This is a genomic window from Agrobacterium sp. AGB01, from assembly GCF_014851585.1.
Lineage (GTDB): Bacteria > Pseudomonadota > Alphaproteobacteria > Rhizobiales > Rhizobiaceae > Agrobacterium.
Window position 1 is genome coordinate 560,530 of record NZ_JACVAB010000003.1, and the last position, 16,975, is coordinate 577,504.

The 16,975-nt window shown below is 53.1% G+C and carries 14 protein-coding genes and 1 pseudogene; 5 read left to right on the forward strand and 10 right to left on the reverse strand.

Annotated elements, in window-relative coordinates; all coding sequences use genetic code 11:
• Positions 1-148: 148 nt before the first annotated feature.
• From IB237_RS14365 to IB237_RS14375, 3 genes and pseudogenes are all read right to left on the reverse strand, one after another.
• A pseudogene (locus IB237_RS14365) lies at positions 149-814 on the reverse strand (methyl-accepting chemotaxis protein); the annotation flags it as partial.
• A 36-nt stretch (positions 815-850) separates the two neighbouring features.
• A complete protein-coding gene (locus IB237_RS14370; RefSeq protein ID WP_192489330.1) occupies positions 851-1,864 on the reverse strand; it encodes an alpha/beta fold hydrolase in 1,014 nt (337 codons plus the stop codon).
• A 53-nt stretch (positions 1,865-1,917) separates the two neighbouring features.
• Positions 1,918-2,286 (reverse strand): DUF2147 domain-containing protein, encoded by a 369-nt coding sequence (locus tag IB237_RS14375; protein ID WP_192489331.1) that lies wholly within the window; start codon positions 2,284-2,286, stop codon positions 1,918-1,920.
• Positions 2,287-2,523: 237 nt separating this feature from the next.
• On the opposite strand from IB237_RS14375, the gene IB237_RS14380 reads away from it, so the two are divergent.
• The gene (locus tag IB237_RS14380; protein WP_192489332.1) at positions 2,524-3,333 is read left to right on the forward strand and encodes a DUF1295 domain-containing protein; all 810 of its coding nucleotides are present in this window, start codon (positions 2,524-2,526) and stop codon (positions 3,331-3,333) included.
• Positions 3,330-4,361 carry a cyclopropane-fatty-acyl-phospholipid synthase family protein gene (locus IB237_RS14385; protein ID WP_192489333.1) on the forward strand — a complete coding sequence of 344 codons (1,032 nt, stop codon included), beginning with the start codon at positions 3,330-3,332 and terminating at the stop codon, positions 4,359-4,361. The genes IB237_RS14380 and IB237_RS14385 overlap by 4 nt, the downstream gene beginning before the upstream one ends.
• A 67-nt stretch (positions 4,362-4,428) precedes the next feature.
• On the opposite strand, the gene IB237_RS14390 is transcribed toward IB237_RS14385, so the two are convergent.
• Genes IB237_RS14390 through IB237_RS14405 form a run of 4 tightly spaced genes read right to left on the reverse strand, consistent with a single transcriptional unit; the run spans position 4,429 to position 9,728 of the window.
• A complete protein-coding gene (locus tag IB237_RS14390; protein ID WP_192489334.1) occupies positions 4,429-6,030 on the reverse strand; it encodes an ABC transporter ATP-binding protein in 1,602 nt (533 codons plus the stop codon).
• Position 6,031: 1 nt separating this feature from the next.
• A complete protein-coding gene (locus IB237_RS14395) occupies positions 6,032-7,162 on the reverse strand; it encodes an ABC transporter permease (protein WP_192489335.1) in 1,131 nt (376 codons plus the stop codon).
• A complete protein-coding gene (gene oppB, locus IB237_RS14400) occupies positions 7,155-8,078 on the reverse strand; it encodes an oligopeptide ABC transporter permease OppB (protein WP_192489336.1) in 924 nt (307 codons plus the stop codon). The genes IB237_RS14395 and oppB overlap by 8 nt, the downstream gene beginning before the upstream one ends.
• Positions 8,079-8,129: 51 nt before the next feature.
• Positions 8,130-9,728 carry a peptide ABC transporter substrate-binding protein gene (locus tag IB237_RS14405; protein WP_192489337.1) on the reverse strand — a complete coding sequence of 533 codons (1,599 nt, stop codon included), beginning with the start codon at positions 9,726-9,728 and terminating at the stop codon, positions 8,130-8,132.
• 696 nt (positions 9,729-10,424) lie between these two features.
• On the opposite strand from IB237_RS14405, the gene IB237_RS14410 reads away from it, so the two are divergent.
• Genes IB237_RS14410 through IB237_RS14420 form a run of 3 tightly spaced genes read left to right on the forward strand, consistent with a single transcriptional unit; the run spans position 10,425 to position 13,395 of the window.
• The gene (locus IB237_RS14410; RefSeq protein ID WP_246787917.1) at positions 10,425-11,918 is read left to right on the forward strand and encodes a CHASE3 domain-containing protein; all 1,494 of its coding nucleotides are present in this window, start codon (positions 10,425-10,427) and stop codon (positions 11,916-11,918) included.
• A complete protein-coding gene (locus IB237_RS14415) occupies positions 11,915-12,352 on the forward strand; it encodes a response regulator (RefSeq protein ID WP_192489338.1) in 438 nt (145 codons plus the stop codon). The genes IB237_RS14410 and IB237_RS14415 overlap by 4 nt, the downstream gene beginning before the upstream one ends.
• An 8-nt stretch (positions 12,353-12,360) precedes the next feature.
• Positions 12,361-13,395: a sensor histidine kinase gene (locus IB237_RS14420; RefSeq protein ID WP_192489339.1), complete on the forward strand. Its 1,035-nt coding sequence runs from the start codon at positions 12,361-12,363 to the stop codon at positions 13,393-13,395.
• Positions 13,396-13,475: 80 nt separating this feature from the next.
• Here IB237_RS14420 and IB237_RS14425 read toward each other — a convergent pair whose 3' ends face one another.
• The 3 genes from IB237_RS14425 to IB237_RS14435 form a co-directional block, all read right to left on the reverse strand.
• Positions 13,476-15,074 (reverse strand): ABC transporter substrate-binding protein, encoded by a 1,599-nt coding sequence (locus IB237_RS14425; protein ID WP_192489340.1) that lies wholly within the window; start codon positions 15,072-15,074, stop codon positions 13,476-13,478.
• 91 nt (positions 15,075-15,165) lie between these two features.
• A complete protein-coding gene (locus IB237_RS14430) occupies positions 15,166-15,795 on the reverse strand; it encodes an SGNH/GDSL hydrolase family protein (protein ID WP_192489341.1) in 630 nt (209 codons plus the stop codon).
• Between the two features lie 7 nt (positions 15,796-15,802).
• Complete coding sequence (locus tag IB237_RS14435; RefSeq protein WP_192489342.1) at positions 15,803-16,951, reverse strand: mandelate racemase family protein; 1,149 nt, start codon at positions 16,949-16,951, stop codon at positions 15,803-15,805.
• Positions 16,952-16,975: the final 24 nt, after the last annotated feature.

Consider the following 16,975-nt stretch of genomic DNA (forward strand, 5'->3'; position numbering starts at 1 on the left):
TTTGTTGCGATTCCGCCGGAAAAGCCCAGTTACACCGCAACAAATATCTATTTGAAATCGCTTGGGGACAAGACCTGTCTAATAAAAAGGAGAAAGACCCCGACGCATCGCATCGGGGCCTTCATTGTGGCTGGGTTCTGCTTAACTATCAGAACTCTTCCCAATCCGCCTTGAGCGCCGCATTGCCGACAAAGGCCGTTGCAAGCTTGTTCGTCAATGAACGAACGGGGGACGCGCTATATTTTGGCACATTTGCCGATGGTGCAGCCTGTACTGCGCTTGCTACGTCCGACGTTGTCTTGAACTGGCCGAGCAACTGGTTGAGCGATGAAACCTCACGCGCAAGACCATGACTTGCAGCAGTGGTCTCCTCGACCATGGCCGCATTCTTCTGCGTGTCCTGGTCCATTTGGTTTACGGCAGTGTTGATCTGCTGCAAACTGGATGACTGTTCCTGGGAAGCGTCAACGATCGCCGAAACATGTCGATTGATTTCCTGAACTTCGGCAACGATGGCTTCCAGCGCCTTGCCTGTTTCATCGACAAGTTGAACGCCCTCCTGAACCTGATCTGTCGACATCAGGATCAACGCTTTGATTTCCTTTGCTGCGGCAGCGGAACGCTGTGCCAGTTCCCGCACTTCCTGTGCGACAACCGCAAAGCCCTCGCCTGCCTCACCGGCGCGCGCAGCTTCTACACCGGCATTCAATGCGAGAAGGTTTGTCTGGAAGGCGATTTCATCGATCACACCGATGATATTGGAAATCTCCGTCGAGGATTTTTCGATCTTCTCCATGGCTTTAACAGCACTGCGCTCCGGTTAGTGTGCCACTCGGGGCAATTTGAACCGTTACATTTGAGATTTACGCCCATCACCAGCTATGCGTCGTTCGACAGATTTTAGTATCCGCGAAAGATCCCGTTTTTTGCCGGCCGCAACCTCAATTGCTGCGACGACAAGATCGCCCGCGATGTAATCCGGTTTGTGCCCAAGATTGTGCACGACAAGTAGCTTCGAGCCTTTGATGGCATGTGCCAGCTGTTTCGAATGTATCTCCGGCGACACAACCTTATCAGCATCACCGGTGATGATAATTGTCCTTGCTTTTATCTCGGGATATTGGCGGGATGCCGTTTTGGCCCACGCATTCAAAGATGCGACTTCCAATGCGTTGTGACGGAAAGCAACCGGGCGCAAAGCCTGCAATGCTTTGGTTTGAGCTATATAGTTTTGCGGTACGGGGTTTGGTGCAAACACTGACTTTGTCGCAGCGCCAATCGCCAACAGCCCTGCCGGTGGCGCAACAAGGGTGCTGAACAAAACACCGCTGATCGGGATACGCGCAGCGTCATAATACCACGAGACGCCGCCCGGCCAGTCATAAACCGCAGGCGACAGGAAAACCAGTCCCGTCACCTTCTCTGGATGTCGCAAAGCAAGCGCAGCAGCAATTGCGCCACCGTAAGAGTGACCAACCACGATTGCATTTTTGATGCCGCGCTTGTCCATCAGACTTGCAATGGCATCCGCCTGTCCATCCGGCAAAATGTTGCCCTCGCCGCCGATCTGCGAACGACCATGACCTGGTCTGTCAACAAACAGCAGTCTGGCGCGTCCCTCCAAACTCGAGCGAAAGGCGACCAATGGATCAAACAGGCTGGTGCTAGCGCCGTGAATAAAGACAATCGCCGGCAAATCAGCCTTGTGTGCGGGTTCCAGCAAAAGGCTGTTCATCATGAACCCGCCAACATCGATGAGGCGCTCGTCCTCGACTGGATTTGCCGAAGTTGGAGCTTTTATCCCTGATGCCAACGTCATCATGAGAGCGCCGAGAACCACATAGAACACGCCCCGAATGACCATTTTGCTCCTGACATTCTCACTGATTGGCATCCATGTCGATTGTAGTCATGACGTCAATCCAGCCTTGTCCATTGAACGCCCTTGCACAGCAAACCGGCAAGTACGCAGCCCTTGGTCGTCATGTTGTTGCCCTTCACCTCAACGCTGATCTTGTAGGTAAGATCGCGCTGAGGATCGAAAGCGGTTCCGGAATATTTACCATCTGAGGCAGGCGAAATGGTCATGATAAGCTTGTCACCGGTTTTTTCTTTCGGTGTACCCGGTTTTATCCAGGTATTCGTCGCACAGATATTGGCTCCACACTGGTCTATCTTCACCCGGGCATTGCCATCACCGCGCGACCACTGCCCGAAAATATCCTCTGCCATGGCAGAGTTCGAGCCAAGGCAAAGGATGACTGAAACTGGTAATATCCATTTCATACCCCACACTCCTCTTCACGCTCCAATCGCATTGAACCGACTGGAGCAACAGGTCGCGGACAGCGACTGGTGCGAATTCACATCTACAGAAGCAATACGAGTGGCTATTGGAAACGGTTCAGTTCCGCCAGGAATCTTTATTTGAATATTTTGCCCGTTAAACGAAACCAGAATGCCGTCAGTTCCGTAGATAGGTGATGAAAGCAGTGTGACATTGCTGTGCAACAGGCGGTAGAAATGGATTTCAGTTTCCTCATTTTCGCAGCAGCCGGTCTTTCTCTTGCAATGTTCGGTGCATGGGCCACGCAGCGCAGGACCGGCAACAGCGGCTGGATCGATACGATCTGGTCATTTGCCGTCGGACTTGGTGGCATTGCCTCGGCAATTTGGGCTGATGGCGCAAGCGAACGCCGCATCATGATCTCCGTTGTCATCGCATTGTGGTCGTTGCGACTTGGAGCCCACATCGGGACACGCTCAAAGGGCGCCAAGGAAGATCCCCGCTACGCCAAGTTCATTGAACAATGGGGAAAGGCGGCCTCGTTCAGATTATTCTGGTTCTTGCAGATACAAGCTGCCGCGGCATTTGTACTGGTTTTGGCAGTGTATCTGGCCGCCAGCAACGAAAGCGCGTTTCCTCGGATTGTTGATTTGATTGCACTTGGCATCGCCGTCATAGCTCTCGCAGGCGAAAGCCTTTCAGACGCCCAATTGGCGGGTTTCAGAAAAACTCCAGAAGCCAAAACGGGTGTATGTGAAATTGGATTGTGGCGTTACTCTCGCCACCCGAATTACTTCTTTGAATGGTTATTCTGGTGCACTTGGCCATTGTTGGCGATCGACACTGGCGGCTGGAGCTGGTTGGCATTGCTTGCGCCTGCCATGATGTACTGGCTGCTGGTGCACGTTTCCGGCATCCCACCACTTGAAGAGCATATGTTGAGAAGTCGCGGCGAAAAATTTCGAGCCTTGCAAGCCCGTGTCAACGCTTTCTTCCCCGGTCCCCGCAAAAAGAACTCCGCCACTGAACAAGGAGCAACACAATGAACATGCTGGCCTTTGCCATCAATGCGGCGGAGAGAATGCCATTATCAGACGGTATGACGCTTGCTGGAATTGACTTCCTGTGTAACCGCACCAAACACCGTCTGGAAACCATTCCCCATGACCGGGAAATTGAATTCGTGTCTGAGATGGCCAAGTTTCCCGTTGCGACGCACACGAGTGACGCCAACCGGCAACATTACGAAGTGCCTGCGGAGTTTTTTTCGCTGGTGCTCGGCCCACGGCGAAAATACTCATGCTGTTTCTATCCCGATCTAACTACCTCCCTTCTAGATGCGGAACGCGAGGCACTGAGACAGACAGTCAAACATGCCGGAATAGAGGATGGCATGACAATCCTAGAACTCGGCTGCGGCTGGGGCTCGCTTTCCCTTTGGTTGGCCGAAAACTTTCCCAGATCGACAATCCTGTCTGTTTCCAATTCAGCTTCCCAACGCGAATACATAACCGCCAAAGCTCAGGATAAAGGCCATACCAACCTCAGCGTCGTCACGGCCGACATGAATATTTTTGAAACAAAAGAAACATTTGATCGAGTGGTCTCCGTGGAAATGTTCGAGCACATGTCCAACTGGCACACCCTTCTTGAACGTGTACATGGATGGTTGAAACCGGACGGAAAATTGTTCCTGCATGTTTTCACGCACAAGAACCGCTCCTATCGTTTCGACCATAACAATCCCGCAGACTGGATTGCCCATCATTTCTTCACCGGCGGCATCATGCCCGCTTATGATCTGCCTTATCGCTTTGGAGAGAGCTTCACCGTTGAACAGGATTGGCGTTGGTCTGGCCAACATTATCAACAAACGGCTATCGATTGGCTGGCAAATTTCGACCGCGAAATCGACCAGATTAGACCGTTGTTAAAAACCGTCTATGGCAAGGACGCTCATCTTTGGGAGCGTCGCTGGCGATTGTTCTTCCTGGCGACAGCCGGCCTGTTCGGTCACGACAATGGCGACGTCTGGGGGGTTGGGCACTACTTGCTCACACCAAATCAACCGTAAACCTGACCAATAAAAAATCCCCCTGACCAAATAGCCGGGGGATTTTATTACTTATGCCACCTCGGTTTTACGCTGTGAAAGCGGCGTTCATCAGCGTCTGCGTGTAAGTTTCACGCGGTGCTTCGAAGATTGCATCTGTCGTGCCTTCCTCAACAACCTTGCCGTCCTTCATAACCATGACGTAGTCGGACATCGCCTTGATAACCGACAGGTCATGGCTGATGAAAATGTACGACAGACCATGCGTTTTCTGCAGGTCGCGCAGCAGGTCAATAACCTGTCCCTGAACCGAGCGGTCAAGTGCAGACGTCGGCTCATCGAGAATGACGACATCGGGCTTCAGGATGATGGCACGTGCAATGGCGATGCGCTGTCGCTGGCCGCCTGAAAACTCATGCGGATAACGATTGCGGGCGTCGGGATCGAGGCCAACCTCCTGCAGCGCCTTGATGGCACGCTGGTCTCGCTCTGCCCGGCTCAGTTGTGGCTCATGCACAAACAGGCCTTCAGTGATGATCTCACCGACCGTCTGGCGCGGCGAAAGTGAACCGTAAGGGTCCTGAAACACCAGTTGCAGTTTTTTGCGAAGGGGCCGCATGGCTTTTCGATCGAAAGCGGAAATGTCCGTCTTTTCGAACACGACCTTTCCCTTGGCCTCTACCAGTTTCAACAGGGCGCGGCCGAGCGTGGATTTTCCGGAACCGGACTCCCCGACAACGCCAATTGTTTGTCCCTGTCGCAATGTGACATCGACACCATTGACGGCGCGGAACGCGCTCTTTTTGCCCGACAGGAACCCGCCAGCAATCTGGTAATCGACGGTTACGGCTTGCCCGGACAGCACGACCTGCGCCTCATCCGCCACGTCCGGCTTGCGTCCGCTTGGTTCGGCATCCAGCAGCATTTTCGTGTAGTCCTGTTGAGGACGTTCAAAAATGTTTGCTGTGGAACCAGCCTCAACCACCTCGCCGCGACGCATCACCGTGACACGATCAGCAAAGTGCTTCACCACTCCGAGATCGTGCGTAATCAACACGATGGCCATACCAAAACGCTGCTGCAAGGATTTGAGCAGGTCAAGGATCTGGGCCTGGATTGTCACGTCGAGTGCTGTTGTCGGCTCATCGGCAATCAGAATGTCCGGTTCATTGGCCAGTGCCATTGCGATCATGACACGTTGACGTTGGCCACCAGAGAGCTCGTGCGGATAGCTGTCGATGCGACGTGCCGGATCAGGAATACCAACCAGTTCCAGCAATTCCAGAACACGCGCGCGTGCCTCTTTGCGACTGCCTCCGCGGTGATGCAGGATAGGTTCTGCAATCTGCTTGCCGATCTTGTAGAGCGGATCAAGCGAGGTCATCGGCTCCTGGAAGATCATGGTAATCTTGGCGCCGCGGATGGTGTTGAGCTCATCCGAACGCAAGCCGACAAGTTCATGGCCGCGATATTTGGCGGAACCCTGCACTTGGCCATTGGCTGCCAGAAGTCCCATGATACCCATCATGGTCTGGCTTTTGCCGGAGCCGGATTCACCCACGACAGCCAGCGTCTCCCCTGCCCGGACGTCGAGATTAATGCCCTTGACGGCATTCACCGTTCCGTCAGGCGTGGTGAAATCAACCTTCAGTCCACGAACGGCAAGAATGGTTTGTGATGTGTCATTCATGTCAGCGGTCTTTCGGATCGAGCGCATCGCGCAGGCCATCACCAACGAAGTTCAAAGAAAACAACGTCAAAACGAAGAAGGTGGCCGGGAAAATCAAAAGCCATGGTGCAGACTGGATATTGTTTGCGCCTTCTGAAATCAACGCTCCCCAACTTGTCAGCGGCGCCTGAACACCGAGACCAAGGAAGGACAGGAAGCTTTCAAGAAGAATGACCTTTGGAACAACAACGGTAACGAACACCACAACGGGGCCAATCGTGTTAGGGATAATGTGACGGCGAATGATCTGCCAATCCGTCAATCCCAACGCCTGCGCTGCACCGACAAACTCACGCCGCTTCAATGCAAGCGTCTGCCCGCGCACGATACGCGCCATATCCAGCCACTCGACCGCACCAATCACCAGAAAGATCAGGATGAAGCTGCGACCGAAAAACACCACCAGCACCACCACAAGGAATACGAATGGCAGCGAGTAGAGGATTTCGACAATACGCATCATGACGTTGTCGACACGTCCGCCGATGTAACCAGACGTCGCGCCGTAGATAACACCGATGCCCAGTGACACAAGGCTTGCGAGAATGCCGACAGCAATCGAAATCTGACCACCGAGCATGACACGCACCAGAAGGTCACGGCCGTTGGAATCGGTACCAAAGAAGAAGTATTCGCGGTTGACGTTGCCTTCCAGTTTCAGCGTACGGCCATCGTCTTCGGTTGCTGTCACCTTGGTGTTTTCGAACTCATTGGCGCGATCGAAATAACGCGTGGTGCGCGGATCGATCTCGCTATCCGAGGTTACGGTCGCCGTGAAAGATTGTCCGCTGACCTCGAACTCCTTGAGATCAACGCGCGCACGCGAAGCAATTCCCTCAACAACACCCTGAAGATTGGTGACATCCGGACGTGGCTCAAGGCTCGGCGGGATGGACACATAGGATGGGAACACCTGGTCATAGGTGTGGTTCAGGAAATGTGGACCAAGGAAAGAAAAAAGCGCAATCAGCGCCAGCATGATCGAACCGGCCATTGCCGCACGGTTTCTACGGAACCGCTGAGCGGCAAGCTGGAAAAGGCTGCGACTTTTTGTAGCCGGCAGCGGAGCCGTGTTTGCAGACATATCAGTCATGGCGAACCCTCGGATCAAGAAGGCCGTAAAGGATGTCGACCACAAGATTGAAAACGATAACGAAGATCGCAATGAGAACAACGGTGCCCATAACAAGCGTATAATCACGGTTGATAGCGCCAAGCACGAAGTAGCGCCCTACGCCTGGGATAGTGAAGATCGTTTCAACGACAGCCGAACCGGTCAGCAAGGCTGCAGCACACGGTGCAAGGTAAGAAACAACCGGCAACATGGCGGCACGCATCGCATGGATGATGACAACCGTTCTTGCAGGAAGACCATAGGCCTTGACGGTGCGAATGTGGTCCATCCTGAGCGCTTCGATCATCGAACCACGTGTCAGACGTGCAATCACCGCCAGCTGTGGCAGGGCAAGTGCGATCATGGGCAGAATGAGATAACGCAGCGATCCGTCGCCCCAGCTACCGGCTGGCAACCAACCAAGCAGAACGGCAAAAACCAGCGTCAGCACGGGACCGACAACGAAGTTCGGTACGGTAATACCAACGGTCGAAACCGACATGAGTGAAAAATCAAAGGTACTGTTCTGCCTCAAGGCAGCCAATGTACCAGCCAATACGCCGCCGACGAGTGCCAAAAGCAGCGCGTAAAAGCCAAGTTCGAGCGAATAAGGCAGACCTTTTCCGATCAACTCGGCGACAGTGTTGTCCTTGTAGATATAGCTCGGTCCAAAATCACCGGTCACGGCATTGGTGATGTAGTGAATGTACTGGCGCCACAATGGCTGATCCAGCTGATAGGTCCTCATCAGATTTTCCATCGTCTGAGGCGGTAACGGACGTTCAAGGTTGAAAGGTCCACCCGGCGCAAAGCGCATCAGGAAAAACGAAATCGTGACGACAATAAACAGCGTCGGCACCGCGCTCGCCAATCGGCGCAGAATAAATGATAACATGGTTCGTTAACTCCGGTATGGCACGGCGGGACGCCGCCGTGCCACTTATTGTTACTCAGAGATGCTCAGAAAACGGCTCAAATGCTCGTTTGCAGCGTTATCTTCCCAGCCCTTTACGCGGCTGGAAACGAGCCAAAGATCAGCCTGAGTCAGAAGCGGAGCAACCGGCTGCTCGCGAGACAGGATAGCCTCTGCTTCATGCAGGATTTTTGCACGCGCAGTCATGTCGGCTTCTTCATACGACTTCTTCATCAGCGCATCATATTCATCATTTTTGAACTTGCCGTAGTTGAACGTCGTATTTGTGGAAACCGAAAGCGCAAGGAAGTTTTCAGCGTCGGCATAGTCAGCAACCCAGCCAGCACGGGCTACGTTGAACTTGCCACCTTCCTGCAGGTAAGCGTAGTGCGAGGATACATCGAGGTTAACCAGGGAAACCTTGGCACCGAATGTGTTTTTCCACATATCCGCGATTGCGGTTGCCACACGCTCATGGTTCGGGTTGGTGTTGTAGCGGATTTCGATTTCCAGCGGCTTTGCGCCTTCACCGTAACCGGCTTCTTTCATCAGTTCGATAGCCTTGTCTTCGCGATCAAGCTGCGAGAGCGAAGCAAAGTCGGCCTTTGATGGCTCACCGTAACTGTCGATACCAGGAGGAACCATGGAGTAGGCAGGAACCTGCGAACCGCTGTAGATTTCCTTGGCAAGGAAGTCACGGTCTACGGCCATGGACAGGGCCTGACGAACGCGAACATCGCTGTAAGGCTCCTGGCGGGTGTCGAAAGCGTAATAATAGGTTGCCAGCGTCGGCGAAACGTGAACCTGATCGCCGTAAGCCTTTGTCAGGCGGTCGATCTGATCTGCCGAGAAGTTGTAGGCCAGATCCATTTCCTTGGCTTCAAAACGGCGAACCGATGCAGCCTGATCCTCGATTGGGTAGAAAACGACCTTGTCGATCTTGACGTTTTCTGCGTCCCAGAAATTCTCGTTCTTAACAACAGTCAAGCTGTCGTTTGGAACGTGTGCCTGAAGTTTGTAGGCGCCGTTGGACACCATCACGCCGGGCTTAACAAAGTCCTTGCCGTTCTTTTCAATGCTTGCCTGCGAAACCGGCAATGCAGTCTGGTGAGCCAGAAGCTCGAGGAAGAATGGCGTCGCACGCTCAAGCGTGATTTCGAGCGTCTTTTCGTCCACGGCCTTGACGCCAAGTTCGTCAACAGGCGCTTCGCCCTTGTTGACCTTCTCGGCATTCTTGATCGGATAAAGAATGTTCGCGTATTTCGCAGCAGTGGCTGGGTCTTCAACGCGCTTGTAGGAGAAAACGAAGTCCTGCGCAGTTACAGGCGTTCCATCCGACCACTTTGCGTTGGCACGCAGCTTGAAAGTGTAAACGGTGCCATCATCAGAAACGGTCCAGCTTTCTGCCGCACCAGGAATGATCTTGCCGTGAGCGTCGTAAATCGTCAAACCTTCATAGAGGTCTTTGACAATGAACGCTTCGATATTGATCGAAGTCTGCGCCTGATCGAGGGTCTGTGGCTCACCCGAGTTGCCACGATGAAGAACGGTCTCAGCCAAGGCTGAACTTGCGCCAATGAGGAGGGAACCGAGCAGAACAGCTGCTCTTGTTGTTGTTTTGAATGAGTTCATTTTTTATCTCCCAGATTTTTCGAGGAATGGGCAAGGAATGACAGTTTTGAATGGAAAGCAAGATACTTCACATCGAATGACATCAATTCAGCGCTGAACACACAGGATTTAATCCCTCATAGGTTGCATAGGTGTGCGATCATTTATTTGAAGGAAATTTATACATAGAGCCTGAGTTGATAAGACCAAAGAAAAAGCACGCCGTTACGCGCAACAAAAATTCAAACACTCACTGGAGTTCGCAACAATAGACGACCAATCCGGGCATTATTGAAACATTCATATACACTGCAACGTTTCAGTCGACGAGGCACAAATGACAACAGGTCTGAAATACAGTTTTGGATTGTAACGAGCCCGCAAAATAGACCGTACAGTTTTCCACAATTCGGTACGTAGTTTTTCCGCCGCAGGACAAAATAATGCACCAACGCCGCGACAGAGCCGTGATGAAACGTTGCGTATCGGACAAATCACAGCATCGAACAAAAAAAACCGAGCAGCGCTTGGAACGAAAATGCGTTCGACACGTTACTTTGGGTCGCATTACGTGAAACGGGCAAGAACATGAGACGAACAACACTTCATCATATAACCACGCAACATTTCTGACAGAAGTGTGATACGTCTCTCCCTCATACCTACCCTCCCCTTGCCTTTCGATGTTTGAGGCAATTTACCTGACCCGGATCTTTCATGGCACGAATGACAAACTTTGCACGATCAACCCTGCTCATGTTGGTTGCAGGGATTGCTCTGCTTATCGTTATGGTTGGTTCATCGTTATGGCTCGTTAATGCCAACAACGATTATTCACGGGAAATTCTTCAGCTACGCACCATCCGTGCGCAGGTCCTTAATATGCTGACGTCCATGCAAGACGCTGAAACTGGTCAGCGAGGTTATTTACTTTCGCGAGATGAAAAATATCTCGAACCATACAACGAAGCCATGGCGCGACTGCCGGATATCAGGCCGAAGCTGCGGGAAAGCCTTTCCGATACCCCAGTACTTGCCGCGAAGCTGCCAGAACTGGACAAGCTTACAGACGCAAAAATTGAAGAGACAAACCGCACGCTTGCCCTCGCCGAGAATGGCGATTTTGACGGCGCTATCTCGCTACTCAGGACCGATTCTGGTCTCCGATACATGGATGAAATTCGCGATATCCTCTCCACCTACCAGACAACGGTAGACGATAGGTTGCGCATCATTGTTTCTGAGCAGATCGATATCGCGCGAATATTGCAATGGCTGACGATAACAGCTGCTATTGCCATACTGGGCGTTGTTGGTGGCGCGCTTGCGATCATCGTGCAGCACATTCGTGCACTTTCAAGCGCCCAGGCTGAACTGGCGTATCTAAACAAGGGGCTGGAAGAACGCGTGAACGAACGCACTGAAGACCTTATTCGCGCCAACCAGGAAATCCAGCGTTTCGCCTATATCGTGACCCATGATTTGCGTGCGCCCCTAGTCAATATCATGGGCTTTCTGAGCGAGTTTGAAAGTTCGGTCAAACACCTGACCGCCTATGTTCTGGCGGATGAAAAAAAGCCTGACGAGCAGGACATTCGCAATGCCCGTCTTGCCGTGGAGGAAGACTTGCCGGAGGCAATCACCTTCATTCGTTCATCGACGCGCAAAATGGATCAATTGATCAATGCCATCCTGAAGATTTCCCGCGACGGACGCCGCAAGCTTACCCCCGAAAAGATAGACCTTCAGTCCTTGTTGGACACGGCATCAGCCAGCGTCCATCACCAGGTCACCAGTTCAGGTGGCGATATCTCCATCTCGATGGACGTGCGGCACGTTATCAGCGATCGCATTTCGCTAGACCAAATCTTTGGCAACCTGTTCGACAACGCGGTAAAATACCAGCAGCCAGGTCGACCCTTGCAGCTTTCCGTCAGAAGTTACAGCAATGGACATGGCCGTGTGCGCATTGACATCAAAGACAATGGTCGCGGGATCGGACGTCAAGACCTGGAGCGCATTTTCGAGTTGTTCCGGCGTGCAGGTGAGCAGGACCAACCAGGCGAAGGAATTGGACTTGCCCACGTCCGGTCACTAATAAGAAATTTAGGAGGAGACATTACGGTGGATTCTGAACCAGGCAAAGGCAGCACTTTCCGGCTGATTTTGCCTTCAGATTTGACCAAAATCCCAAGGAGTAACGAGCTATGAAAGCTTCTGGCCAGGAAGTCACTATCGTCATGATCGAGGACGATGAGGGACACGCCCGTCTTATCGAGAAAAATGTCCGCCGTGCCGGCGTCAATAACGAAATCGTCCCCTTCACCCTGGGCAAGAAGGCGCTCGACTACATTCTCGGCGAAAACCGTGATGGTCTGCCGAGCAAGGACCGCTATCTGCTAATTCTGTTGGATTTGAACCTGCCGGACATGTCGGGCATCGATATCCTTGAGCAGATCAAGACAAATGAACACACGCGCCGGCTTCCGGTCGTGGTGTTGACAACAACTGACGACGAACGTGAAATCCAAAAATGTTATGACCTTGGCGCAAACGTCTATATTACCAAACCGGTCGATTATGATGGATTCGCAACCGCCATCCGCAATCTGGGCCTGTTTTTCTCCGTTATTCAGGTGCCTTGAGGAATTCAATGCCGGCTCGCATTTTATACATCGACGACGATCCGGCATTGGCAAGGCTGGCGCAGCGTATTCTTGGTCGCTACGATTACAGTGTAACTCATGCAGCCTCCGTTGCAGCCGGCATTGAGGCCTTCATGGCCGACACCTACGACGCAGTTGTCCTGGATCATTATTTTCAGGACAAGACTGGCTTACATTTTCTAGAAGAAATTGGCTGTAAATCTACACTGGTTCCAATTCTCTATGTAACAGGGTCCAGCGATGCGCAGATTGCCATCAACGCGCTTAAGGGCGGCGCTGCGGACTACGTCATCAAAACCGTAACCGACGACTTTTTCCCGCTCTTGGCCAGTGCTATCGATCAGGCACTGAACAATGCCAAACTAAGACGGGAAAAGGACGAGGCCGACCGGTTGCTGATCGTCGCTAAGGAACGGGCAGAACTGATGGTGGCGGAAATGAACCACCGTGTAGCCAATAGTTTGTCACTTGTTTCGGCCATGATCCGCTTGCAGACCAACACCGTCATCAGTGATGAAGCCAAGAACGCGCTTCACGAAACCCAAAGTCGCATTGCAGCAATCGCTGGCGTTCATCGCAGTCTTTACACCTCGGAAAATGTCGGCGCTGTCGCCCTCGATGTCTATCTCGGCGCCTTGATTGACGACTTGCAACGCACTGGTGGCGCATCCTCTGACATCAATGTTACCACCGACCTGAGGGCAGTGTTTGTCACCGCCGATCAGGCCGTGGCGCTGGGTGTGATCGTCACCGAACTGGTCTCCAACGCCCTCAAATATGCCTACCCGGAAGGCAAGGGACAGATTGGAGTCACGTTACGCCAGATGGAGAACAACCAGCTTCAGCTGTGTGTCGATGATGACGGGATCGGTTTCAATCCATCGGCAGCTCCAAAGGGCACCGGCCTAGGCACTAAGCTTATCAAGGCCATGTGCAAAACACTGGATGCGACACTGGATTACGATGACAGCACACCAGGCGGACATGTTCGCCTGACCTGGGCAGTCCCTGTCGTCATCTAAGCGGCATAGGTTTCAAACCTAAAGCAGAAAGGCGCGTGGTAACACGCGCCTTTCTGTGCCTTTGGGAGGATAAGGCGGGATCAACGATCCTTGCTGATACTTTCAAAACGCGAAAGCCAAGGGCTGACAATCATACCTTTCACGTCACTACGGAAAGCAGCGGTGTCAACGACTTCAGAGAACGGCTGGATCGACATGACGATTTCATCCATGTAGGTCTGAATGTCTTCGTAGAGCTTGCCCTGCTTGGCGATATCACGCTCAAGCAACGCATCTTCGATCATCTTGTTCAGCTTCTCGTCGTAGAAGCTGGTGCGCCATCCCTGATAGTTGGTTAGCTTTGCATCGTCTGCATTGTTCGGATTGTAGGCGATAGAACGCAGATTGTTGTCAGGGTGTGGCTGCTGGCCACCACCGCCGCGACCAAGCAGCAGTTCAAACTTGCGCTCACGCATCGCACCGTAAATCTGGTCGCCAGAACCGCTGATGATTTCAGCCTGTATGCCGGCCTGTGCCAGTGTGTTCTGGATGGCCGTTGCGGCTTTCATGAACGGATCTTCTGAGAGAACGCGCAGCGTTGTCTTGAAACCATTCGGGAAGCCACCCTCGGCCAGCAGAGCCTTGGCCTTTTCGATATCCAGTTTGTAACCTTCATCCGGCAGCGCTCCGAGGAAACCGGTGCTGATCGGGCGCTGATGCAGTTTGCCGTAATACGGCATGATTGCCTTATCGAGACCCTCGTAATCGATCAGGTAACGCAATGCTTCGCGCACTTTCTTATTGGCGAAACGTTCGTCTTTCATCGAGACGCTGAGGTAATAGAAGCCCGAACCGGGCGTCGATTCAATGGCAATATCCTTGTCTGCCTCAAGCGAACGCAGGTCAGGCGCCTGCAAGGAATATGCTACGTCGATATCACCCTTTTCAAGCATCAGGCGCTGGGATTGCGATTCAGGCAGATGGCGCATGAGAACGCGCTTCATCGCGGGCTTTTCACCCCAGTAGTCATCATTACGAGTGAGAATGATAAATTCATTCGACTTCCACTGGGTCAGCTTGAAAGGCCCAGAACCCGCCGAGTTCAGGGTCAGCCAGCTGGCACCAAGGTCACCGTCTTTTTCATTGGCCAGAGCTGTCTTGCTGTCGATGATTGAGCCTGGACCGTTCTGGGCAAGGATCATCAGCAGCAGGCTCGGGTCATCCGGCTGCGGCAGGTTGAGGACAAATGTGTTGTCGTTTTCAGCAACAAACAGCTTGTCAGCGTTCTCAACCTTGTAACCACGGGTTTTTAGGAACGAAGACTGCGCAAGATTGCGAACCAGCAGACGCTTCAGGCTCCAGGCAACGTCCTGTGCAGTCACGGCATTGCCGGATTCAAACTTGGCATCACTGCGCAGATGGAAGCGAATGGACATGCGGTCTTCGGCGACTTCCCAACGCTCTGCAAGACGCGGCTGGATGCTGCGGTCTTCTGGCGACAGAATGACCAGCGTGTCATAGGTATTGTTGAGTACCTGAACGGTTTCACGGCCGGTAATTGCAGCGGGATCAAGCGTCAGAATATTGCTCATTGTTGTCGCAACGACGAGCTGATCCTTGGGTGTCTCGGCAAACGAATTGATTGGCAAAGCGCCGATCAAAAGCGCGCCGAGGGCCGCTGTAGCAAGAAAGTGTCTCATATTTCCTCCCAATTTGCCGTTTCCTGTGGAATGACGGCTCTCCAAGTTTTCAATATACAGACCGGCCTGTTCCTCCACAGGCCCGGATGGATCAGCGAAGGATTTCACCAACAGGTGCTGCCAGTGCTTTTCCTATCTTTGCAGTTTCGTCAGCCTCCAGATGAACACCATCAACCGGGGATGACTTTGCTACAGAACCAGCATCGAAGAAGAAATGGCCAAGTTCTGTGGCAAGTTTGCGATATAGGGGGCCAAGACGCTGCGATTCTGCAATATCGCGTCCGGCCGCCGGAACGCCGCTCGCACCGGCAACACAGGCAGGTGGCGCAACGATCATCAGCTTTGGCTTTGCATCACGCGGCTTGTAAGGGAACGTATCAACGATCTGCGCAAGCCGGCGGATGCCGGTCACGGCGGGTTCGGCACGCCCGCCATGGGTTGGTTTGATATCATTTGTGCCAAGCATGATGATAACGAGGTCGAGCGGCATATGGCTTGCCAGCGCTACTTCCAGCGCCTTGGCGCCATTGCGGCACGCCGGCCCGGCATGGTCATCATAACATGTGGTCCGGCCGCCAAGCCCTTCTGAAAGGATCTTGGCCTGTCCGCCCAGTTCTTTTTCCAGCACATCCGGCCAGCGATAATCGGCCGGATGGCGCAAGCCAGTCGTTGGGTCGGCACCCCATGTAAGACTGTCTCCGAATGCAAGAACCGTCTTCATGATACGATCACCGAACCCTGTTGTTCTCAATGAAGTTGAAGTCGATGTCTTCACCAAGGCCTGGACGATCCGGCACATGGACGTAACCGTCACTATCCATCGGATCTGACAGCGACTTCAGGTAATCGTGACCATCGTCATATTCGAGGAATGGATGCAGCAGGCCACGCTCGTACCAGCGGCAATTCTTGGTCGCGGCGACGACATGCAGGTTCATGGCAGTGTTGCCATGGACTTCGCATTCAACGCCGAATGCTTCCGCCAGATGCATGGTTTTCAATGCTGGCGTAATACCACCGACATCGTTGACACCCGTTCTAAGAATGTCGCAAGCGCCTGCCTTAAGCCACTCGGCGCGATGCCAATGTTTGCCGGCTGCACTTTCTGGCCCGACAACCGGGATATCGAGATTATCGGCAAGCCACTTGTAGGATGACATGGATTGCTCATCCATCGGTTCTTCAATCCAGTCGAAACCAAGCTTTTCAAGTCCGCGACCCAGCGCCAGCGCATCGGTGCGCGAATACCAGTGAAACGCATCGATCATCAGGCGAATATCAGGACCAACAGCTTCGCGAACTGCGGCGCACGCCTTCAGGTCCATTTTTACGTCAGGCGCCCAGCTTACAGGCGGCATCCAGGTGTGCAGCTTGATGCCTTTGTAACCACGTTTGACCAGCGTTTCGCCAAACCGGCCGTAATCTTCGGGGGTTGCCAGTCCACCCTCGAGTTCATCGCCACACATGATGGAACCATAGGCGAGAACCTTGTCGCGATAACCGCCAATCAACTTGTATACAGGTGTGTTCAACGCCCGGCCGGCAAGATCCCACAATGCGCAGTCCACGACCGCCAGAGTGCGATCTGTCAGCTGCGCGGCAGAGCCGCGCTGCCAGTGCGCAAGGTCTTGCCACAAGCGTTCACGATCACGGTAATCCTGACCGATCAGTACCTTTTTCACGAATTTTTCGATGACATGCGGGCGCACAATTTCAGGCGCCGTAAATGAGTGGCCTTCCAGACCATCCTCGGTGCGAATGGTGAGCATGGCCTGCTCAACCTTATGCGCGGGTCCGGGATGTGCATGACCGGCACTATCCGAATGGCGACGGGTCGTCGTTTGGAAAACGCGCACTTCGACGTCGGTGATGATCATAATTCCTCCCGTATGCAAGCCTGG

What these genes read in the sequence shown, in the direction of transcription:
- IB237_RS14370 (WP_192489330.1), bottom strand. Translation starts at nt 1,864, where the DNA reads ATGGTCATTCGGGGCGTGTTCTATGTGGTTCTCGGCGCTCTCATGATG.
- IB237_RS14375 (WP_192489331.1), bottom strand. Translation starts at nt 2,286, where the DNA reads ATGAAATGGATATTACCAGTTTCAGTCATCCTTTGCCTTGGCTCGAAC.
- IB237_RS14380 (WP_192489332.1), top strand. Translation starts at nt 2,524, where the DNA reads ATGGATTTCAGTTTCCTCATTTTCGCAGCAGCCGGTCTTTCTCTTGCA.
- IB237_RS14385 (WP_192489333.1), top strand. Translation starts at nt 3,330, where the DNA reads ATGAACATGCTGGCCTTTGCCATCAATGCGGCGGAGAGAATGCCATTA.
- IB237_RS14390 (WP_192489334.1), bottom strand. Translation starts at nt 6,030, where the DNA reads ATGAATGACACATCACAAACCATTCTTGCCGTTCGTGGACTGAAGGTT.
- IB237_RS14395 (WP_192489335.1), bottom strand. Translation starts at nt 7,162, where the DNA reads ATGACTGATATGTCTGCAAACACGGCTCCGCTGCCGGCTACAAAAAGT.
- oppB (WP_192489336.1), bottom strand. Translation starts at nt 8,078, where the DNA reads ATGTTATCATTTATTCTGCGCCGATTGGCGAGCGCGGTGCCGACGCTG.
- IB237_RS14405 (WP_192489337.1), bottom strand. Translation starts at nt 9,728, where the DNA reads ATGAACTCATTCAAAACAACAACAAGAGCAGCTGTTCTGCTCGGTTCC.
- IB237_RS14410 (WP_246787917.1), top strand. Translation starts at nt 10,425, where the DNA reads ATGGCACGAATGACAAACTTTGCACGATCAACCCTGCTCATGTTGGTT.
- IB237_RS14415 (WP_192489338.1), top strand. Translation starts at nt 11,915, where the DNA reads ATGAAAGCTTCTGGCCAGGAAGTCACTATCGTCATGATCGAGGACGAT.
- IB237_RS14420 (WP_192489339.1), top strand. Translation starts at nt 12,361, where the DNA reads ATGCCGGCTCGCATTTTATACATCGACGACGATCCGGCATTGGCAAGG.
- IB237_RS14425 (WP_192489340.1), bottom strand. Translation starts at nt 15,074, where the DNA reads ATGAGACACTTTCTTGCTACAGCGGCCCTCGGCGCGCTTTTGATCGGC.
- IB237_RS14430 (WP_192489341.1), bottom strand. Translation starts at nt 15,795, where the DNA reads ATGAAGACGGTTCTTGCATTCGGAGACAGTCTTACATGGGGTGCCGAC.
- IB237_RS14435 (WP_192489342.1), bottom strand. Translation starts at nt 16,951, where the DNA reads ATGATCATCACCGACGTCGAAGTGCGCGTTTTCCAAACGACGACCCGT.